This window comes from Caulobacter sp. FG121 (assembly GCF_057809815.1).
On record NZ_JBMDKR010000008.1, the window covers coordinates 154,194 to 169,847 of the forward strand.

The following is a 15,654-nucleotide window of genomic DNA, read 5'->3' on the forward strand; positions in this document are numbered from 1 at the left end:
AAGAGCCCGCCTCCCACTTAGTCCCACACAGAGCGCTCCGAACAACATCGTTGTAGCAAGGGCAACGCGGCAACCTACCGCCCGGTTTGAATAATGCCGGATATTGCGTTGAGGACTTCCGGGGACATGCCAGATGTGGACGTCGCACGGAGAGCCTCTTTCAGTTGAGGCACGGTCGGGAGGTCTGTTTTGATCCGCCGAACAACGTGGGTACCGGCATCAAGAAGAAGCCATTCAAGTGGACCAGCCCCGAGCGCAGCCGCAAGCCAAGCATCCTCGTGCGTCGATAAGATATGCGTCACAATTGAGTAAGCTCGATCAACGTCTATGGCGCATATTTCAAGTAGTTTCTGATCCGCCCAGGTATCCTCAGGACTCGCCCGCGCGAACAATTCTTCGGCTGATCCGTCGGACCGAGGGTCCGCGCGAGCATTGAAGGCTACCCACGCTTCCGCAAGCGCTTCGTCGCCAGGAACAAGGTCTACCATGTCGGTAACCGCACACCGGGAGGAATGCGAACGGGAGGCGGGACGTGCATCCATTTATCTGCCTCGGGATTATAGCGGAAGCAACCGCGTGTATTTGCGGCGCGCACGTTGTTTATAAGCCCCTGCTGCAAGCTAAAATATGCCTTGATGTGTCCCTCTCGGCTCATAGTCCCAGTCTCTGGCAGTTTATACTGATCCACGAGCAAATCGTTGTACGCGCGCTTCAGCTTATAAAGAAACCAGTTAATCTTAGCATACAAAACTGCGCACTCGCAGTCTTCTTTGAGATTCTGAAGCGTCGCATCCATTCGGCTGGCGTTGGATTGGCCACTTCCGATGGGACTCATAGGAATCGGAGGAATGAGGGGAAACGGCATCGCTCCCGCCAGTCCCTTCGAGTCAGTTAGATTCAGCGGATTTCCATCGACGTAGCCGTAGACGTTTTGCCCACCAGCAAGTCCGATCGGGTCAACTTGGGCATATCGACCCAAGCTCGGGTCATAATCCCGCATCCAGTTCTGGCTCAATCCGCCTGTCTCTGCCTGCGACCACTGCCCGGGCAGCCGCAGATCCAACCCTGCGCTCGGCGTCCCAAAGACCTGTGCCTGGCCGTAAGGTTCTACATAGCCATCCCAAACCTTGGCCTTGGCGCTGTCGGTCATCACCAACGGCTCTTCGATCTGGCCAGTGTGAATAAAGTAGGTCTGGGCCGTTCCGGAGGATGAATCGATCATCGCCACTGGTGTGTCGTCGAGCCAGACATACTCCCGCACCACCGCGCCGGTGGCGCCGTCTTGCTCGGCCAGAAGGTGGCCGTCGGCGTCGAAGACGTAGTGGCTTTGCACCGTTGAGGTCCCGAGCACCGTGCGCCAGACCCTGCGACCCAGGTAGTCGTAGCCGTAGTAGCCGGCATCGACACCGTCCTTCTTGGCCACAACGAGACGCTTGCGGGCGTTGTACTGGTAGGCATAGGTCGGCCCGCCCGCGCGGGCGTCCTGTGAGAGGTCGCCACCGGTACGGTAGGTGAGCGTGCGCAGGGTCGCCGCCGTGGCATCCTGCACAGTGGTCACGCGATTGCTCGACCCCGCCAGGATCGGGGTCTCGTGGGTGGTCGTGGCGCCGATCGTGCGCGCCTTGTCGGTGCGGTTGCCCGCGGCGTCGTAGGTATATGCGTCGCCGCCCCAGGGGCCCGTGGCGGCGTTTAGCCGACCGGCGTCAGTATAGGCAAAGGTGGCACCTCGGCCGCTGGAGGCGTTGTCGGTCACGCTCGTAAGCTGGCCGTTCGCGTCGCGGCCGAAGCTAAGGTCGAGGCGGGTGACCCCAGTCGCCTTTACCTCGGTCTGGGTCAGCCAGTAGTTGTTATCGTAAGTGCGGGTCAGCACCAGGCCGTTGCCGTAGGTGAGCTGGGCCAGCGGCCCGAACGGTCGGTAGCTGACGCTCGAGGCTAGGCTCTCGCTTGAGCTCGACGGCGTCGCCTTAGTGCTGATCGCCGAGACCAAACCGTCAGAGGCCCGTGCGTAGGTCACTGTGCGACCGGACGGCAGGGTGATCTGGGTGACCTTGCCATTGGCATCATAAGCGTAGGACACCGCGTAGCTTTTGCTCTGGATGGTCTTGGCGTCTTGGGTGATGCGGCCCTGGGCATCATAGGTCAGCGCCGTCGAGCCGGATTCCTCGGTCACGCCGGTCAGCCGGCCAATGCCCTTGTTGCCGCTGGCGGTAGCGTCGTAGCTGTAGGTGATCGTCTCGGCGCTGGCCCCAGGATAGGTAGATGTCACCAGGCGGCCGGCGTTGTCATAGGCGTAGTCGGTCTCCTGGCTGTCGCCGTCCACCACCTTAGTCAGCAAGCCAGCCGCGCTATACCAATAGGACAGCGTGCCACGATCGGGGCTGATCTCCTGAATGATCTGGCCAAAGCCGTCGACCACACGGGTTGTCTCAAGCGCGCGGCCATCCTTGTGGCTAGTGACCTGGTCGGCCGCGTCATAGACGGTTTGGATCGTGTGACTTTCGGGATCGGTCTTGACCGTCACCCGGTTCAGCGCATCGAAGGTCTGGCCCCACACCTTGCTGCGCGCGTCGGTGACGGTCTTTAGATTATCGACCTTGTCATAGGCGAAGCCGGTGGTCTGCGACCCAGCCCCAACCGACTGGATGATGCGGGTCAGCTCGTCATAAGCGGCGGTCTGCTGGGCAGTGATTGTGCCGCCCGAGGTCTTGATCACCTGGGCGGTGATGTCACCGGCCAGATCGGTGGTGATGGTCTGTGTCTCGCCCCGGTCATTGGTGACCAGCGTCAGCCGATTGGCGGTGTCGTAGGCGTATTGGAGGTAGCCGCCGCCCGGCAGGGTGATCTTCGTCACATTCCCGACTGCGTCGTATTCGAAGGCATACTGCGACTGGGTTCCGCCGGGGTTGCGGGTGACCGTCAACGGTCGACTTCGTGCGTCATAGGTGAGCGTCGTGCCAACGCCATTGGGGTCGGCAAGCGTCAGCGGCTGACCGCGGGAATTCCACGACGAAACGGTGGTGACCTGTCCTACCTCGTTGGTCACCGAAGCGAGGAAACCGTTGGTGTTATAGGTATAGGTAACCGTGTCGCCCGTTCCCGACAGAGGCCCGTCAACTGTCAAAAGCTGACCCGTCGTGCTCCAGGTATAGGCCCAGGTTCGCGTACGACCATTGGTCGAATAGGGCGTGGTGTAGCTGGTGGTGTCGGTTTCAGTCTTCGACGTCAGGCGACCCTGGGTGTCGTATGTGAAGTCAGTGGTCTTCTTCGGCTCGACGATCTGAGCCGGCTGATTGAAGGTCGAGTTCCAGGTGATGTTGGTGATGCGTTCGACGCCGGTCCCAGCCGCCTCCTTGATCTGGGTCGGCCGGCCGCGGGTGTCGCGGGTGTAGGAGGTCGTGCGACCTTCCTCATCCACCGCTGAGGCGATGAATCGGTCAGTCCCCCAAGTCATCGAACTGGCGCTCGAAGGACAATTGGCGCTGGCTGTGCCGGTATAGCCGGTTAGCTTGGGGTCGTAGGTGGTGGAGCCGGATCGCGTGTAGTTATAGATGGTCTGCTTGCCCAGCGGGTTGGTGACCGTACGGGTGAAGCTGGTCCCAAAGCCGCCGTAGGCGACGTCGCTCTTGAACGCATTGCCTGGGCCGAAGCTGGAGGTCGCCAAGCCGTCCCCGTCGTAGGTGACGCTCCAGCGCAGGGTGTTGTCCTTGTCGCGGGTCCCGGTGACCGCCAGCGGGTAGTTCGTGTTGCCGTAGTCATAGGTGGTGCTGTCGACGACCACGGACGACGCGTTCTTCAGCTCTACCTTCTTCAAACGGTCGGACTCGAAGTTTGACGAGGTCGAATTTTCGTAGGTGTAGGTCAGCTTCTCGCCACCCGGCAAGGTGGCTTCTGAGATGCCATTCGGGAAACCGAACTTTGTCGCCCAGGTGAAGCTGATGGACTTTCCACGATTGTCCGAGATCGACGTCAGGGTGCCGTTGGTGGCGTAGGCCATGGTCAGCACCAGGCCCGACTTCGCCGTCATCTGGGTCGGACGCGCGATGCGATACTCGCCCAGCTTGGGGTCCAGGAAGGTTTCCAGCAGCCAGACGTTGTCGTCGGCGTCGGTCATCTTCCAATGGCTCTTCGAGTAGACGAGGGTCCAAGGGGTGCTGGTGGGCCAGGTGTCAAGGAACTGGAGTCGATAGTCCGGCTGCGGAAGCGGACGCGCGGCGGGCGTGTACGGCATCAATGAGCCGTCGGTCTGCTTCTGGAATAGATAGGCGTGGCCGTCCGGCGCGAGCAGACTGATCAAACCGGCGCTGCTGAAGGTCCGCGGGATTTGCACCTCATACTGAAAATCAAATCGCCAGTTGGTGAGGGCCAGGGGATACTCGATGAAATTCCGATCCAGATCGGGATAGGGCTGGGACTGGAATTTCCGCACTAGGCGCAGGGCGCGGTCTGCCGTGGAATAGTCCTCAACCGTGAACCGCTTGTCCCCCGTCAGGATGTCGATGGGGTTCGGCGTTGGTGTGCACTGGTCTCCAGCCGGGAGTTTGACGCATGCCCGACGCTGCACCTGGTATCCGCTGTTGCAGACCAGCCAGGCCATCGGCTGATATTGGAACGGGGGCCCGGTCGGGATCGTATTGTGCCAGCCGCACAAAATGTCTTGGTCATCGTAGTACGCCATCCCGTCCGGGGCCGTGTTGGGGTCGGTGGCATGCCAAGAGCTAAAGGCGTAGTTGCAAGCTGAACCGGCGTCGGGGAAGGTCATCGTATTCCCAGACGGGTAGCCGACGTGCCACACGCCGTTCGGATCGGCGTGTGCGGAAAACGCCATGACTTGAGCGCTGAGGAGCACCAGGAGAGCCAAGCCAAGGGCCCTGAATATCCCCGTACCGGCAGGCCGCGTCAGCGAGGCCGCCTCTCGCCGCGAGAAACCGCCGGATCCAACTCGTCCCATACGCAGCCCGCCCATCAGAATCCCCTGCTCAACCTGCGCAGTAAGCCGCGCCCGCTCAGGTTGTTCAATCCTGAGGCGCACTCCGGTGGGTTCACGATTTTATGTGGCGCCAGTCGGCGCTTTCATCTTGACGTGTATTCGCGGAAAAATTTCTCGCGAGACGTTTCGGAATTTCAATTGGCCGTCGCGGGCGGCAGTCGATCTGCGGGCTTGCAAGAAAACGCAGAGCTGCGGGCCTTGAGGGTTTAGCAATCCATAGGTGCAACCGTGTGGCCGCACCGGGGATCGCCATGCGGACTATTCCAAGTCTCACGGGCCTTCGGGGCGTCGCCGCCCTCTGGGTCCTGCTTTATCACGTCGCGCGGTTTGCGCCGCAGGTCGGCGCGCCCTGGGTGAGTGAGCTTGGCCTGCTGCAGGTCGGATGGGTCGGCGTCGACCTGTTCTTCGTCCTTTCCGGCTTCATCTTGATGTGGGTGCACGCTGCGGAATTCGTTCATCCGTCGGGGGCGGCGGTCCGGCGGTTCGCCATTCTGCGGCTCGCCCGCGTCTATCCGGTCAGCCTCGTCGTGCTCGGGCTCATCGTCCTGCTGGCCTGCGCCGATCCCGGCTTCGTCGCGTGGTCCAGGGCCCGCAACCCCGACAATTTCTCGCTTCCCGCCCTGGTCAGGACCGCCTGTCTCGCGACCCGCTGGTTCGGATCTCCCGGCGGAGATTGGAACCAGCCCGTCTGGTCCTTGAGCGTCGAGCTCGTCGCCTACGCCGCCTTCCCAGGGCTCGCCTGGGTCCTGGCGAAGCGGTCGGCTGGAACGGCGATCCTCGTCGCGGCGACAAGCCTCGGCGTCCTGGCGGTGTTCCAGGTGGCCGCGGGACTCGTGGGGAAGAATACGATCGACCAGCTTTCGGCGCTGATACGCATGACCTGTTGCTTCACCGCCGGCGCGGCCATCTGCCAGGCCCGTATCGTCCTGGGCGACCAGGCGGCGAGGTTCGCCCGGGTCGGAGCCCTTGCCGCGATCGGCGCAACCATCATGGCTCTCCAGAGCCCTGCCGGCCTGTTGTGGACGCCGGCCTTGTTTACCGCGCTCATCCTGACCCTGTCGTTCCAGACGGGGGAAGTGGACCGCTGGCTGTCGTCCGCGCCCGTCGTGCTTCTCGGGAAGATATCCTTCCCCCTCTATCTAGTGCATCTCACGCCCCTCCTCTGGATGGCGTCGCATCGCGCAGACGGGACGAGCGGGATCGCGGCCTCCGGCCTGCCGGTGGCGTATGTCGGCTTCTGCCTGGCGGCCGCGTGGATCCTGCACAGATGGGTCGAGCAGCCGGTTCACCGATGGGCGCGACAAACCTCCACCCCGCTGCAGCCCGGCATTGCCGCCCTAGATAGATGTTGAAGGTCCCACCGCTGGATGTCGTCGACACGAGCGACGCCGTACTCGCCGGGGTGTCTAGGCTGCAGGCGGCGTGAGGCGCGCCGCCCTTAGGGGCGACAGCCAGGCCTTGAAGGGGTGCAGATATTTGCCGCCGAGGCCAGGCGCGATCACATCGTCGACGCCGGTCGGGCCCGTGCATACGCCGGGCGCATAAAACGTCCCGAACAGCCGGTCGAAGACCGAGAAGACCGTCGCGAAGTTGACGCCCGCGCCGCGCTGCTCAAGCGCATGGTGCCAACGGTGCATCGCCGGCGAGACGAAGATCAGGTCGAAGCGGCCGAGCGTCCAGGGCAGGTCCGCGTGGATCAGGTGTCCCCAGTAGTGGCGGACCAGCACCGCTGTAACCACCGCCCAATCCGGAAGCCCCAGAAGGATCAGGCCGATCACGTCGAACAGGGCGCCGAACCGGTCCACAGGATGCGAACGCACCAGGCTGAACCAGGTCAAACGGGTGTCGCTGTGGTGGATAACGTGAGACGGCCAGAGCCACGCCGTATGGTACAGTCTGTGATTGCAGTAGCCCAGGAAGTCGCAGATGAACACCGCCGCGATCCCGGTCACGATCGGGGGCGCCTGCGCCCAGACCGCTTCGCCGGCGTAAATGGCGCCGGGGGCGTGCAGCAACTGGTAGAAGCTTGTGCTCGCCAAGGCGATGGCCGGCGAGACCGTCAGCGCGTCCAGGATATAGAGGCCCAGATTGCTGCGGGTTTCGGCCAGGGCGGCGCGGCCATCCGAAACCGCACGAACCCCTTTCACCAAAAGGGCCAGAACAAAGAATCCCACCGCCAGCAAACCGAGTTCCAGGGCCTGGCGAACATGTTCGACGACAAAATCCGGAACGGGCATGCAGGAAACTCGGTCGAAGCGGCAAGGGTACGCCCCGACAGCCTTAGCGAGCAGAGTCTTCGCAATCCTTAATTGCGTACCGCCCAAAATCACACGCACGTGAGCCGCGCGCGTCGCCGTTAACTCGCCCTAAAGTTCACACAACCGAGGAATGTGACCTAAGCGTATGGGCAGGGGACGAGCCAGCGGTGTCACAGTTCGGACCTTGGCGCACACCCGGCGCGGCGGGGCGCTCCTGGCTCATGGCCGGCCTGGCGCTGGCGGCTTCGCTCCTGCTCATCGCCCGGGTGCGATTTGCCGCGACCGAACCGTTGTGGTTCGACGAGGCCTTTTCCCTGACGATCATCGCGCGCCCGGACTGGCCGGACTTCTGGCGTCAGGTCTGGCTCGATTCCAACGGCCCGGCCTATTACCTGCTGCTGCGGGGATGGACCGGCTTGTTCGCTGCGTCCGATCTGGCCCTGCGCGCGCCCAGCCTCCTTGCCGTCGTTATCGCTGGAGCCCTGCCGCTTGTCGGGCGTCCCGCAGGCCTGAGCCGGAACGCAACGCTCTGCTGGGCAGCCCTGATCTATGGCTGGTGGGGGGTCGGCTTCTTTCTCGACGCCCGCTGCTACGCGCTGCTCCTGGCAGTCTCGACCGCCCAGTGCCTGGCCTTCGCCGGCCTGTTGCATGCGCCCGGGTTGCGGCGCGCGACGCTATGGGCGTCGATCTGCGCGCTGGCGATCCTTGTCCACTACTACGCGCTGTTCGTGGCCCTGGCCCAGGGGCTGGTCTATCTCGGCCGCCACCGTCAGGCGGCGCTGCGCACCTGGCCCGCGGCTCTGGCCTTCGTCCCGACCTTGGCGTGGATCGTCCATCACGCGCCGAGACTGGCCCAGTACTCCCAACTCTCCAAAGTATGGCATCCGCCTCTGGACGCGGGACGAGCGCTTGAGCTCGTCGCCTTCGCGGTCGGACCGACGCAACCGCTGATCCTGCCCGCCATGGCCGTGACGCTCATGGCCATCTGGCTTTTGGGCCGATCGAAGCCCGAAGGTGCACGCGATGGCGCATCCAGTCCGCTGGTGCTCACCGCCGCCGCGGGCGCATTGGCTCTGGCCTTCATGCTGACGTTCGGCCTGCTGGGCCCAGGCATTTCCCCGCGCTACCTGATTTCCCTCGCGCCCTCGCTGCTGCTAGGGGCCGTGCTGATCGCCGCCGCAAGTCCTCGTCCAAGCTTGGCGTATCTGGGGTTGATCACGATCTGTCTCGGCGCGGCGCTGAAGCCTGCGCTGGATGCGCTCGGGCCAGTCCAAAAGCTGGCCCGCTACGAGTTTGAAACCGGCTCAGACGCCCTGATGGCGCAAAACGTCTCGGATGTGGTGTTCGTCTGGGATCATGAACTCGCGCCGATCATGGAGCCGGACACCCTGCGTCACCTCGGCGGCGTCTTCTTCACGCGGGCGCATCGGCCCGTGCGCGTGACGTCTCTGGTAGTGCCGGTCGATCACGACGCCAATCGGGATATCCTCGCCGCAACACGGGGGCCGCGACCTGGGCTGATCTGGATGTTCAACCGCATTGGTCAGACAGCAGCCCACCGCTATGCGCCGGCGATCAACCGCCTGAATCCCAACTGGAGGTGTGTACAGGTCGGCGATGGAACGGTGGGTAGCCTGTCTTGCTACCGATCTCAAAGCGCCTCCTCACAGCCACCAGCCTAGACTCGCGTCCCTTCCCGTTCAGGCGCGACCGCCCACACTCAGCCCTCGTTGGCCCCACACCCTGGCCAAATGTAAACAGCCCCCTTGGAAACAGGACTTAGGCGGTTTGGCGGCGAATCTCGCGCAGCGTTCCTGCCCAAACGAGGTCCGAATTCGCTCCATTGCGGAAGGCAAGACCCACGAAATCTAAGCCCCGCAACGGCTCACAATTGCCCAATGATCTGTGGACTTGCGCAGGTGCAGCGTGTCTCCCGAACCGCATGAGGCTCCACTCCGATCGCAGCAGATTTGGGGTTTAGTGCCGGCCCGCAACCGGGCATTCCGAGGGGCGGCTAAGAGCCCAATGCGGTCCTACAGCCTATCGCGGGGTTTGAGCCCAAGAGCGTATATCGGGATCGGCCCCAACAAGGCCAACTAAGTCACCCCCCGCGGCCGTGTTCGTCGCACCTCCCGCCGGCGCCGCGTGCAGCGAGATGGGATAGAGTTGCCGGCAGCGCGGACTAGAGTTCCCCGATGATCACTCCCAACCCTTCCGACACCGCGCCAAAGGACGGCCGCGTCATCCGCGGGTGGTTCAGGTTCGATGGCGGCGCTGAACTGATCGCCGTCAGCTGGGACCCTGAAAAATCCGCGTGGGTTAATCTGCTCGGAGACCCCCTCCCGAGGGACATGGTGCTCAAGGCTTGGGGCGAGGACTAAGGGCGCCGAACATCGCATCGAGGTCCTCGCCGCTCAGCGTCTCGAAGTCGCGGAACAGCCCGAACCAGAATAGTGGATCGGGTCGCACGTGGCGGTCCTGGCCGGAGAGACCCGGCTCCCAGGCCCCGGCCGCCTCGTAGGCCAGGACGCCCGCGGCGTGCAGGCCTTCGTCGAGCGCAGCCTGGAGTTCTAAGAGGGTGGCGGGGATTTCGTCCGAGGCGTCGCAGCGCAGGATCCGGACGGGATCCTTGTAGAGGCGCCCTCCCGTGTGGCTCAGGCGGTCTTCCAAAAGCACGAAGGGCGGCGAAAGCCGGGAAATCATTGCGTAGTTCCAGCCGCGATCGGTAGCGGTCCGAAAACCGGTCGTAGGCGTCGATGCGGCGGACCAGCCCGTCGATCTCGCTGCGGTAGGGCTCGGTCTTGAGAAAGTCGAGCTCGGCCTCGCGGTCGGCGTCTGCGACATCGACGAGCCAGGCCTTGGGCGCGGCGGTCCCCTCCCCGTTCCAGCGGTGGCCGCGCGCCTTGAGCAGATCTTTCAGGTCGTAAGGTGAGTTCTCGGCCCAGATCCGCCAGATCGGGGCGAGGGCGCGATCCAGTAGCTGGGCCAGGGCGAGCTGGCCGCAGCGGGGCAAAGGAAGGGCGAGCAGCTCGATCGCGGCCAGGCGCTGGTAGCGAAGGACTCGCAGAAGTGCTCGAGGAAACGTCGATCGAAGGCGGCGTCGTGGGCGATAACTCTAAAAGATTTCGAAGAGGCCCGCGGCGCCCATCCCACCGCCGACGCACATGGTGACGACGCCGTACTTCGCCTTGCGGCGCCTGCCTTCGTAGAGGATGTGCGCGGCGCAGCGGGCGCCGGTCATGCCATAGGGGTGGCCGATGGAGATGGAGCCGCCCGAGACGTTGTACTTCTCGGGATCGATCCCCAGCTTGTCGCGGCAGTAGATCACTTGGCTGCCGAACGCCTCGTTCAGTTCCCAGATGTCGATATCGTCGATGGTGAGCCCATTGCGTTCGAGCAGCTTGGGAATGGCGAAGACCGGCCCAATGCCCATCTCCTCCGGACCGCAGCCTGCAACCGCCATGCCGCGATAGGCGCCGAGGGCCTCAAGGCCACGCTTTTCGGCCTCCTTTCGCTCCATCAAGACGACGGCCGCGGCGCCGTCGGACAGCTGCGAGGCGTTGCCGGCGGTGACATACTTGCCTTCCTGGATGAAGTGGCCGCCTTTGAAGACCGGCTTCAGCCCCTGCAGGTCGGCGAGGGTCGTCTGGGGCCGGTTGCCCTCGTCGCCGGTGATGGTGATCTCCTTGTCCGCGGTCTCGCCGGTCTCCTTGTTGACCACCACCTTCATGGTGGTGGTGACCGGGACGATCTCGCTGGCGAAACGCCCTTCCGCCTGGGCCTGGGCCGTGCGCTGCTGCGACAGCAGGGCATATTCGTCCTGGGCGTCGCGGCTGACGCCATAGCGCTCCGCGACCACTTCGGCGGTCTCGATCATGCTCGTCCAGAACTCCGGCACGCGTTCCTTCAGCGCCGGATCCTGCGCCATGAAGGTGTTCATCTGCCCGTTCTGCACCAGGCTGATCGACTCCAGGCCGCCCCCGATCGCGATCGGTGCGCCATCGTTGATCACGTACTTGGCGGCGGTCGCCACGCCCATGAGGCCCGAACTGCACTGCCGGTCGATGGTCATGCCGGAAACGGTGTTGGGCAGGCCGGCGCGAAGAGCGGCCTGGCGGGCGATATTGTTGCCCGTGGTGCCCTGCTGCAGGGCCGAACCCATGGCGATGTCGTCCACCTCGCCCGGATCGATTCCGGCCTGAGCGACGGCGGCGCGAATGGCTTCCGCGCCCAAGGTCGCGCCATAGGTGTTGTTGAAGGCGCCGCGATAGGCCTTCCCGATAGGCGTCCGCTTGGCGGCGACGATGACGGCTTCACGCATGGGGCAGACCTTCTGCTGGGATCGGCGGGTCGCGTCGCTTCAGGAGCGACCGTGGCGCTGTAGTAAGTGCTAAAACAGCATCATGGCAAGCTGAATTGCGGAGCGGCCGAGCGCCCCTCCCCTCTTGGGCGTCTCGGCCCTACCGCCCTGGCGTTCCCAGGCCGAACCTTAGGCCCTTGTTTCCAGCCTTTGGACGCGCCATGCCAGCCTCGCTCCTTCCCGCCGCCAAGCCGTCGCCCTTCGTCCCCCGAGCTGCGGCTTCAGATCCGGACACCGCGCGGCCGTCGACCAGCGGGAGGCTGAGCGTCATGGGTCTCGACGACGCCCTCGCGGGCAGCCTGCGTCCGCCGGTCAGTCGCTGCGCGCATGTTCCTGGTGTCCGGCCCGGATCTCGTGACTTGAGCGCCGGCCATTTGAGGGGCTCGTCGCCCTATCCGCTGGGCCGCGATTGATAGGTGTCCTCAGCGTTCTGGGTCGGCGTCGGATTCAAAACTGGCCTTGTCAGCGAGGACGCGCGCCATTCGGACGATGGCGGCGCGCAATCGCGGCTGCGGGACCTCCGCAAACGCCTGCAGGAGGGCCGTGACGTCCAGGGTCGAGCACCGTTCGCGCGGCGCCCGATCGTCGGTGGAGCCGCGCTGGGCCAAGGCGTCGGCTTCGCCAGCCAGGTCGGCGGCGGTCGTCTCCAACAGTTCGGCGATCTCAGCCAGCATCGCGGCGGAGACCGCCTTCCGCTCCCCCACGTCTTTCCGGTCTTGTCGAACCGTGATCCTCGGATGGCCATCCGTTTGCGACGGCGAACTGCCAAGCCAGGTTCGCGGAACGCCAATCCGGTGTGGGACGGCGAAATCAAGGGGGTCGGGTTCGTCGTCGTCTTCGCCCATCGTCCATCTCGGCATTGGAACGGCGCACCATGTCACAAGACGTCATCCATCGCCTCGGCCGATCAATCGCTGAGGATGCCCGGTGCTGGAGCTCTGTCCCGGCTGCGTCTAGGCCGCGAGGTCATCAGCCACGCGCCGCGGTTGCGATGGCGCTTCCTTCGCCTTAGGTCTCGCGGGGATCAGGGACGGACCGCGCCAAGCCGTGGATGGGCATGCTGAATTTTGACGGGAACTGGCGGTTCGAAGCGCCCACCCAGCTTCCGCCTGCGGCGGTGGAGGCCATGTATGGACTGATCCAGCGCATTTCCCCCCTGGGTCCGCCCCAGCCGATGTACGAGACCTTGAAGCGACACTTCGGGCTCGCGGCGCAGCGCCCGGTCTGGCTGAGTTCCAATCTAAACTTCGCGCGGCAGGATCTGCTGACCGAGATGCAGGCGGCGGCCGCCAACGAACCTCTGTTCCTCGAGGCGCTGCACGATGGCCTGGAGGCCGTGCGCACGGCGTGGCCCGAAGCGCTTCTTCCGGCCTGGCCCATCATCAACCAGGTCCTTCAGCGCTATGGCGGCGCCTTCGCGATCGCGCCGCCCAACCTTGTCGCGCTGCGGGAGGGCCTGGCCATCACCTCCGCGCCCCCGGCGCTCTCGCTCGACGCGGAGGCGCGACAAGCGATACAGGCCTCATGGCGTGAAGCCGATCAGCTGTTGGCGGCGGGCAAGCCGCGGCAGGCCGTGCAGGAATCCATGTGGCTGCTGGAAACAGCGGTGACGGCCCTGCGTGGCACGCCGTTGACCGAGGCGGCGACCGTGCAGGGGCGCTATTTCAACCGCATCGCCGACGAATTCCGCGCCCAGGCCCGGGAGAGCGTGATGGCGCAGGTCCTGGACTGGATCCGGCCCCTCCACGGGTTCCTGTCCTCCCCATCGGGCGGTGGCGTCCGGCATGGCGCCGATGTCAGCGACCTTAAGCCAGTCCTGGAGACAGAGGCCCGGCTCTACTGCAACCTCGCGCGCAGCTATGTGACCTATGTCCTTGAGGCCTATGATCGCCTCGTCGCGGAACGGGCGTGAGATGGCGTCCCAGCTGCTCCAAACGTTCTGGACCGGCGTCTGGGCGCCCAAGTTCGGCTATGTCTTGCGCCTGGATCCGAGCCGGACCGAGGCGCTGCAGGATGATCTCGACGTTTGGGGTGTCTGCCACGAAGAGGTTCCGACGATCACCAAGGCCCTCCGCGGCCAGCCACTTCTCAGTTTCCTGAGTTTCACGGCCGGCGAGATCACCCATGTGGCGCGTGGCGAGGTGCGCTACCTCGCCCGATCCGGCCGTGACCGCCTCGACCTCGGCTCAGTGGTGAAGCTTCCGGCGCCGGTCAGCATCGACAAGCTCCTGCGGCGCCTGACGGGCGGCCGCGTGGCGCACGCGCGAAAGGCGGTGACGTTCGGTGGCCACCTGCCGCCCCAGGCGTTGGATCGCGTCCTGGGCGCGCTCGAGGCCGCGGCGCCTGAAGCCCACGCGGCGGCGATGGGGCTGATCCGCCGACGCAGCGCCGGCGGCGCCGACCCGGGTCGAGCGCGGGCCAACTGGGCCTTTCAGCGGGATGCGGTGCGCACCGCGCTGGACCTGGCGAAGATCCCCCGCGCGGGGCTCGACACGCCGGCGCAGTTTGGCGTCCTCGAACCGGGCCGTGCTTCGATTTTTGACCAGGCCGATGAGTTGCGCGCGCTGGAGGACATGCTGGTCCTGCATGATCTCGAAGGGGCCAAGGACTGGAACCTGACCCTTCGCCATCGCTATCCGGCCAGGACCTTCGAAGGGCCCGACAGCCGGCTGACCGTCATCCTGGCCAACAAGCTCGACCTTGAACGGCAGCTGGGCGTCGACCTCATCTACGTCAATGAGACGCTGGGGTCCGTGGTCTTCGTGCAGTACAAGACCTTCGAAGGTGTGGATGGCGAGGGCGGATACCGGCCCGACCCGCAGCTCGCCCATGAGATCGCCCGCATGGACCAGGCGGCGGCCCGGCTCGCCGAGGGCGACGAAGACCTCAGCTGCGACGGGTTTCGTTTGGGACCCGATCCCTTCTTCTTCAAATTCTGCCGCAGGCTCTTCACCCATGACGAAGAGGGGCTGGTGCCGGGCCACTACTTGCCGCTCAGCTACTGGAAGCGGCTTGTCGAAGACCCCCGCGTGCGGGGGCTCCGCGGCGGGCTCTGCGTGACGCCGCAGAATATCGGACGCCACCTGACCGCCAGCGCGTTCAAGGATTTGGTCCAACGGGGCTGGGTTGGGACGAACCGCGTCCAGGCTGCGATGCTGATGACTTTCCTGGAGGCGGCGATGGCCGGGGACAAGAGCGTGGTCTTCGCCGTGCAGACGGCGCGCACGACCTCGCCCGAGGCGATTGCGGAATAGGGGTTTTCGATGCCCCTCAGCCGATCTGATGTCGACTGGCATGGGAATATCGCGCCGGGGGTCGCGGACCGAATCGGGTCGCGCCAAGTCGCGAAGCGGGGACGGTCGTCGCGCATTGCGGGCGCGAGGGCGAGACGCTACGCCAAAGTTGTCACGGCTAACCTCGGGCCAGGGCGTCCAGGATGGCCTTCTTCAAATCATCCGGATGACGCGAACGCCATGATCCCGAGACCCGTGGACGCCCTCTCCGAAGCCGACATTCTCGAACTCTGCCGCGCCAAGGCGGAGGAAGGCCGCACGCTGGAGTTCAAGCGAGACCTGCCAGGGGGGAAAAACGATGACATTCGCGAATTCCTGGCCGATGTCACCTCCCTCGCCAACGCCCAGGGCGGCGATCTGGTGTTCGGGATCGAGGACTTGAAAGGCGTCGCCAAGGCCGCGCCCGGCCTTGATCCTCCCGATGTGGAGGCGGCGATCCTGCGCCTGGAACAGCTCCTGCGCGATGGTGTGGATCCCCGCCTCACGGGCGTCCGGTTCCGCTGGATTCCGTTCGAGGCGGGCCGAGGGGCCCTGGTCATCCGCACCCCCGGCAGCCTGACGGCCCCCCACCGCGTGAAGCCCAACGACAAGTTCTTCGGCCGCAACAGTCGCGGGAAATATCCCATGGACGCCCATGAACTGCGTATCGCCTTTACCGCGTCCGACGGCCTCCCGGCGAAGCTTCGCGCGATGCACGAGGTGGTGCTGTCAGTCTAACGCGCACTCGTCTCCACTTTTGACCCCGCCAGGTCATTG

The 15,654-nt window shown here is 64.7% G+C and carries 11 protein-coding genes; 5 read left to right on the plus strand and 6 right to left on the minus strand.

Annotated features, from left to right (window positions below):
- Positions 1-74 precede the first annotated feature (74 nt).
- A complete protein-coding gene (locus ACODSL_RS17665; protein WP_488902042.1) occupies positions 75-542 on the minus strand; it encodes a DUF6869 domain-containing protein in 468 nt (155 codons plus the stop codon).
- Complete coding sequence (locus tag ACODSL_RS17670; protein WP_488902043.1) at positions 482-5,029, minus strand: RHS repeat domain-containing protein; 4,548 nt, start codon at positions 5,027-5,029, stop codon at positions 482-484. The genes ACODSL_RS17665 and ACODSL_RS17670 overlap by 61 nt, the downstream gene beginning before the upstream one ends.
- A gap of 209 nt (positions 5,030-5,238) precedes the next feature.
- Here ACODSL_RS17670 and ACODSL_RS17675 point away from each other — a divergent pair, with 209 nt between their 5' ends.
- Positions 5,239-6,339, plus strand: a complete 1,101-nt coding sequence (locus ACODSL_RS17675) for an acyltransferase family protein (RefSeq protein ID WP_488902044.1) — start codon at positions 5,239-5,241, stop codon at positions 6,337-6,339.
- A gap of 54 nt (positions 6,340-6,393) precedes the next feature.
- Here the strand turns inward: ACODSL_RS17675 and ACODSL_RS17680 are convergent, their stop codons facing one another.
- Complete coding sequence (locus ACODSL_RS17680) at positions 6,394-7,224, minus strand: sterol desaturase family protein (RefSeq protein ID WP_488902045.1); 831 nt, start codon at positions 7,222-7,224, stop codon at positions 6,394-6,396.
- Positions 7,225-7,466: 242 nt separating this feature from the next.
- Here ACODSL_RS17680 and ACODSL_RS17685 point away from each other — a divergent pair, with 242 nt between their 5' ends.
- Positions 7,467-8,927 carry a hypothetical protein gene (locus tag ACODSL_RS17685; RefSeq protein WP_488902046.1) on the plus strand — a complete coding sequence of 487 codons (1,461 nt, stop codon included), beginning with the start codon at positions 7,467-7,469 and terminating at the stop codon, positions 8,925-8,927.
- Between the two features lie 676 nt (positions 8,928-9,603).
- Here the strand turns inward: ACODSL_RS17685 and ACODSL_RS17690 are convergent.
- From ACODSL_RS17690 to ACODSL_RS17700, 3 genes are all read right to left on the minus strand, one after another.
- The gene (locus ACODSL_RS17690; protein ID WP_488902047.1) at positions 9,604-9,948 is read right to left on the minus strand and encodes a hypothetical protein; all 345 of its coding nucleotides are present in this window, start codon (positions 9,946-9,948) and stop codon (positions 9,604-9,606) included.
- A 412-nt stretch (positions 9,949-10,360) separates the two neighbouring features.
- The gene (locus tag ACODSL_RS17695; protein ID WP_488902048.1) at positions 10,361-11,566 is read right to left on the minus strand and encodes an acetyl-CoA C-acyltransferase; all 1,206 of its coding nucleotides are present in this window, start codon (positions 11,564-11,566) and stop codon (positions 10,361-10,363) included.
- Between the two features lie 461 nt (positions 11,567-12,027).
- Positions 12,028-12,450 carry a hypothetical protein gene (locus ACODSL_RS17700; RefSeq protein WP_488902049.1) on the minus strand — a complete coding sequence of 141 codons (423 nt, stop codon included), beginning with the start codon at positions 12,448-12,450 and terminating at the stop codon, positions 12,028-12,030.
- 212 nt (positions 12,451-12,662) lie between these two features.
- Here ACODSL_RS17700 and ACODSL_RS17705 point away from each other — a divergent pair, with 212 nt between their 5' ends.
- The 3 genes from ACODSL_RS17705 (at position 12,663) to ACODSL_RS17715 (ending at position 15,615) form a co-directional block, all read left to right on the plus strand.
- Entirely contained in the window at positions 12,663-13,517 is an 855-nt protein-coding gene (locus tag ACODSL_RS17705) for a hypothetical protein (protein ID WP_488902050.1), read from the plus strand.
- A 1-nt stretch (position 13,518) separates the two neighbouring features.
- The gene (locus ACODSL_RS17710) at positions 13,519-14,859 is read left to right on the plus strand and encodes a hypothetical protein (protein ID WP_488902051.1); all 1,341 of its coding nucleotides are present in this window, start codon (positions 13,519-13,521) and stop codon (positions 14,857-14,859) included.
- A gap of 219 nt (positions 14,860-15,078) precedes the next feature.
- The gene (locus tag ACODSL_RS17715; RefSeq protein WP_488902052.1) at positions 15,079-15,615 is read left to right on the plus strand and encodes an AlbA family DNA-binding domain-containing protein; all 537 of its coding nucleotides are present in this window, start codon (positions 15,079-15,081) and stop codon (positions 15,613-15,615) included.
- Positions 15,616-15,654 lie beyond the last annotated feature (39 nt).

What these genes read in the sequence shown, in the direction of transcription:
- ACODSL_RS17715 (WP_488902052.1), top strand. Translation starts at nt 15,079, where the DNA reads ATGATCCCGAGACCCGTGGACGCCCTCTCCGAAGCCGACATTCTCGAA.
- ACODSL_RS17675 (WP_488902044.1), top strand. Translation starts at nt 5,239, where the DNA reads ATGCGGACTATTCCAAGTCTCACGGGCCTTCGGGGCGTCGCCGCCCTC.
- ACODSL_RS17705 (WP_488902050.1), top strand. Translation starts at nt 12,663, where the DNA reads ATGCTGAATTTTGACGGGAACTGGCGGTTCGAAGCGCCCACCCAGCTT.
- ACODSL_RS17680 (WP_488902045.1), bottom strand. Translation starts at nt 7,224, where the DNA reads ATGCCCGTTCCGGATTTTGTCGTCGAACATGTTCGCCAGGCCCTGGAA.
- ACODSL_RS17690 (WP_488902047.1), bottom strand. Translation starts at nt 9,948, where the DNA reads ATGATTTCCCGGCTTTCGCCGCCCTTCGTGCTTTTGGAAGACCGCCTG.
- ACODSL_RS17685 (WP_488902046.1), top strand. Translation starts at nt 7,467, where the DNA reads ATGGCCGGCCTGGCGCTGGCGGCTTCGCTCCTGCTCATCGCCCGGGTG.
- ACODSL_RS17695 (WP_488902048.1), bottom strand. Translation starts at nt 11,566, where the DNA reads ATGCGTGAAGCCGTCATCGTCGCCGCCAAGCGGACGCCTATCGGGAAG.
- ACODSL_RS17700 (WP_488902049.1), bottom strand. Translation starts at nt 12,450, where the DNA reads ATGGGCGAAGACGACGACGAACCCGACCCCCTTGATTTCGCCGTCCCA.
- ACODSL_RS17710 (WP_488902051.1), top strand. Translation starts at nt 13,519, where the DNA reads ATGGCGTCCCAGCTGCTCCAAACGTTCTGGACCGGCGTCTGGGCGCCC.
- ACODSL_RS17665 (WP_488902042.1), bottom strand. Translation starts at nt 542, where the DNA reads ATGGATGCACGTCCCGCCTCCCGTTCGCATTCCTCCCGGTGTGCGGTT.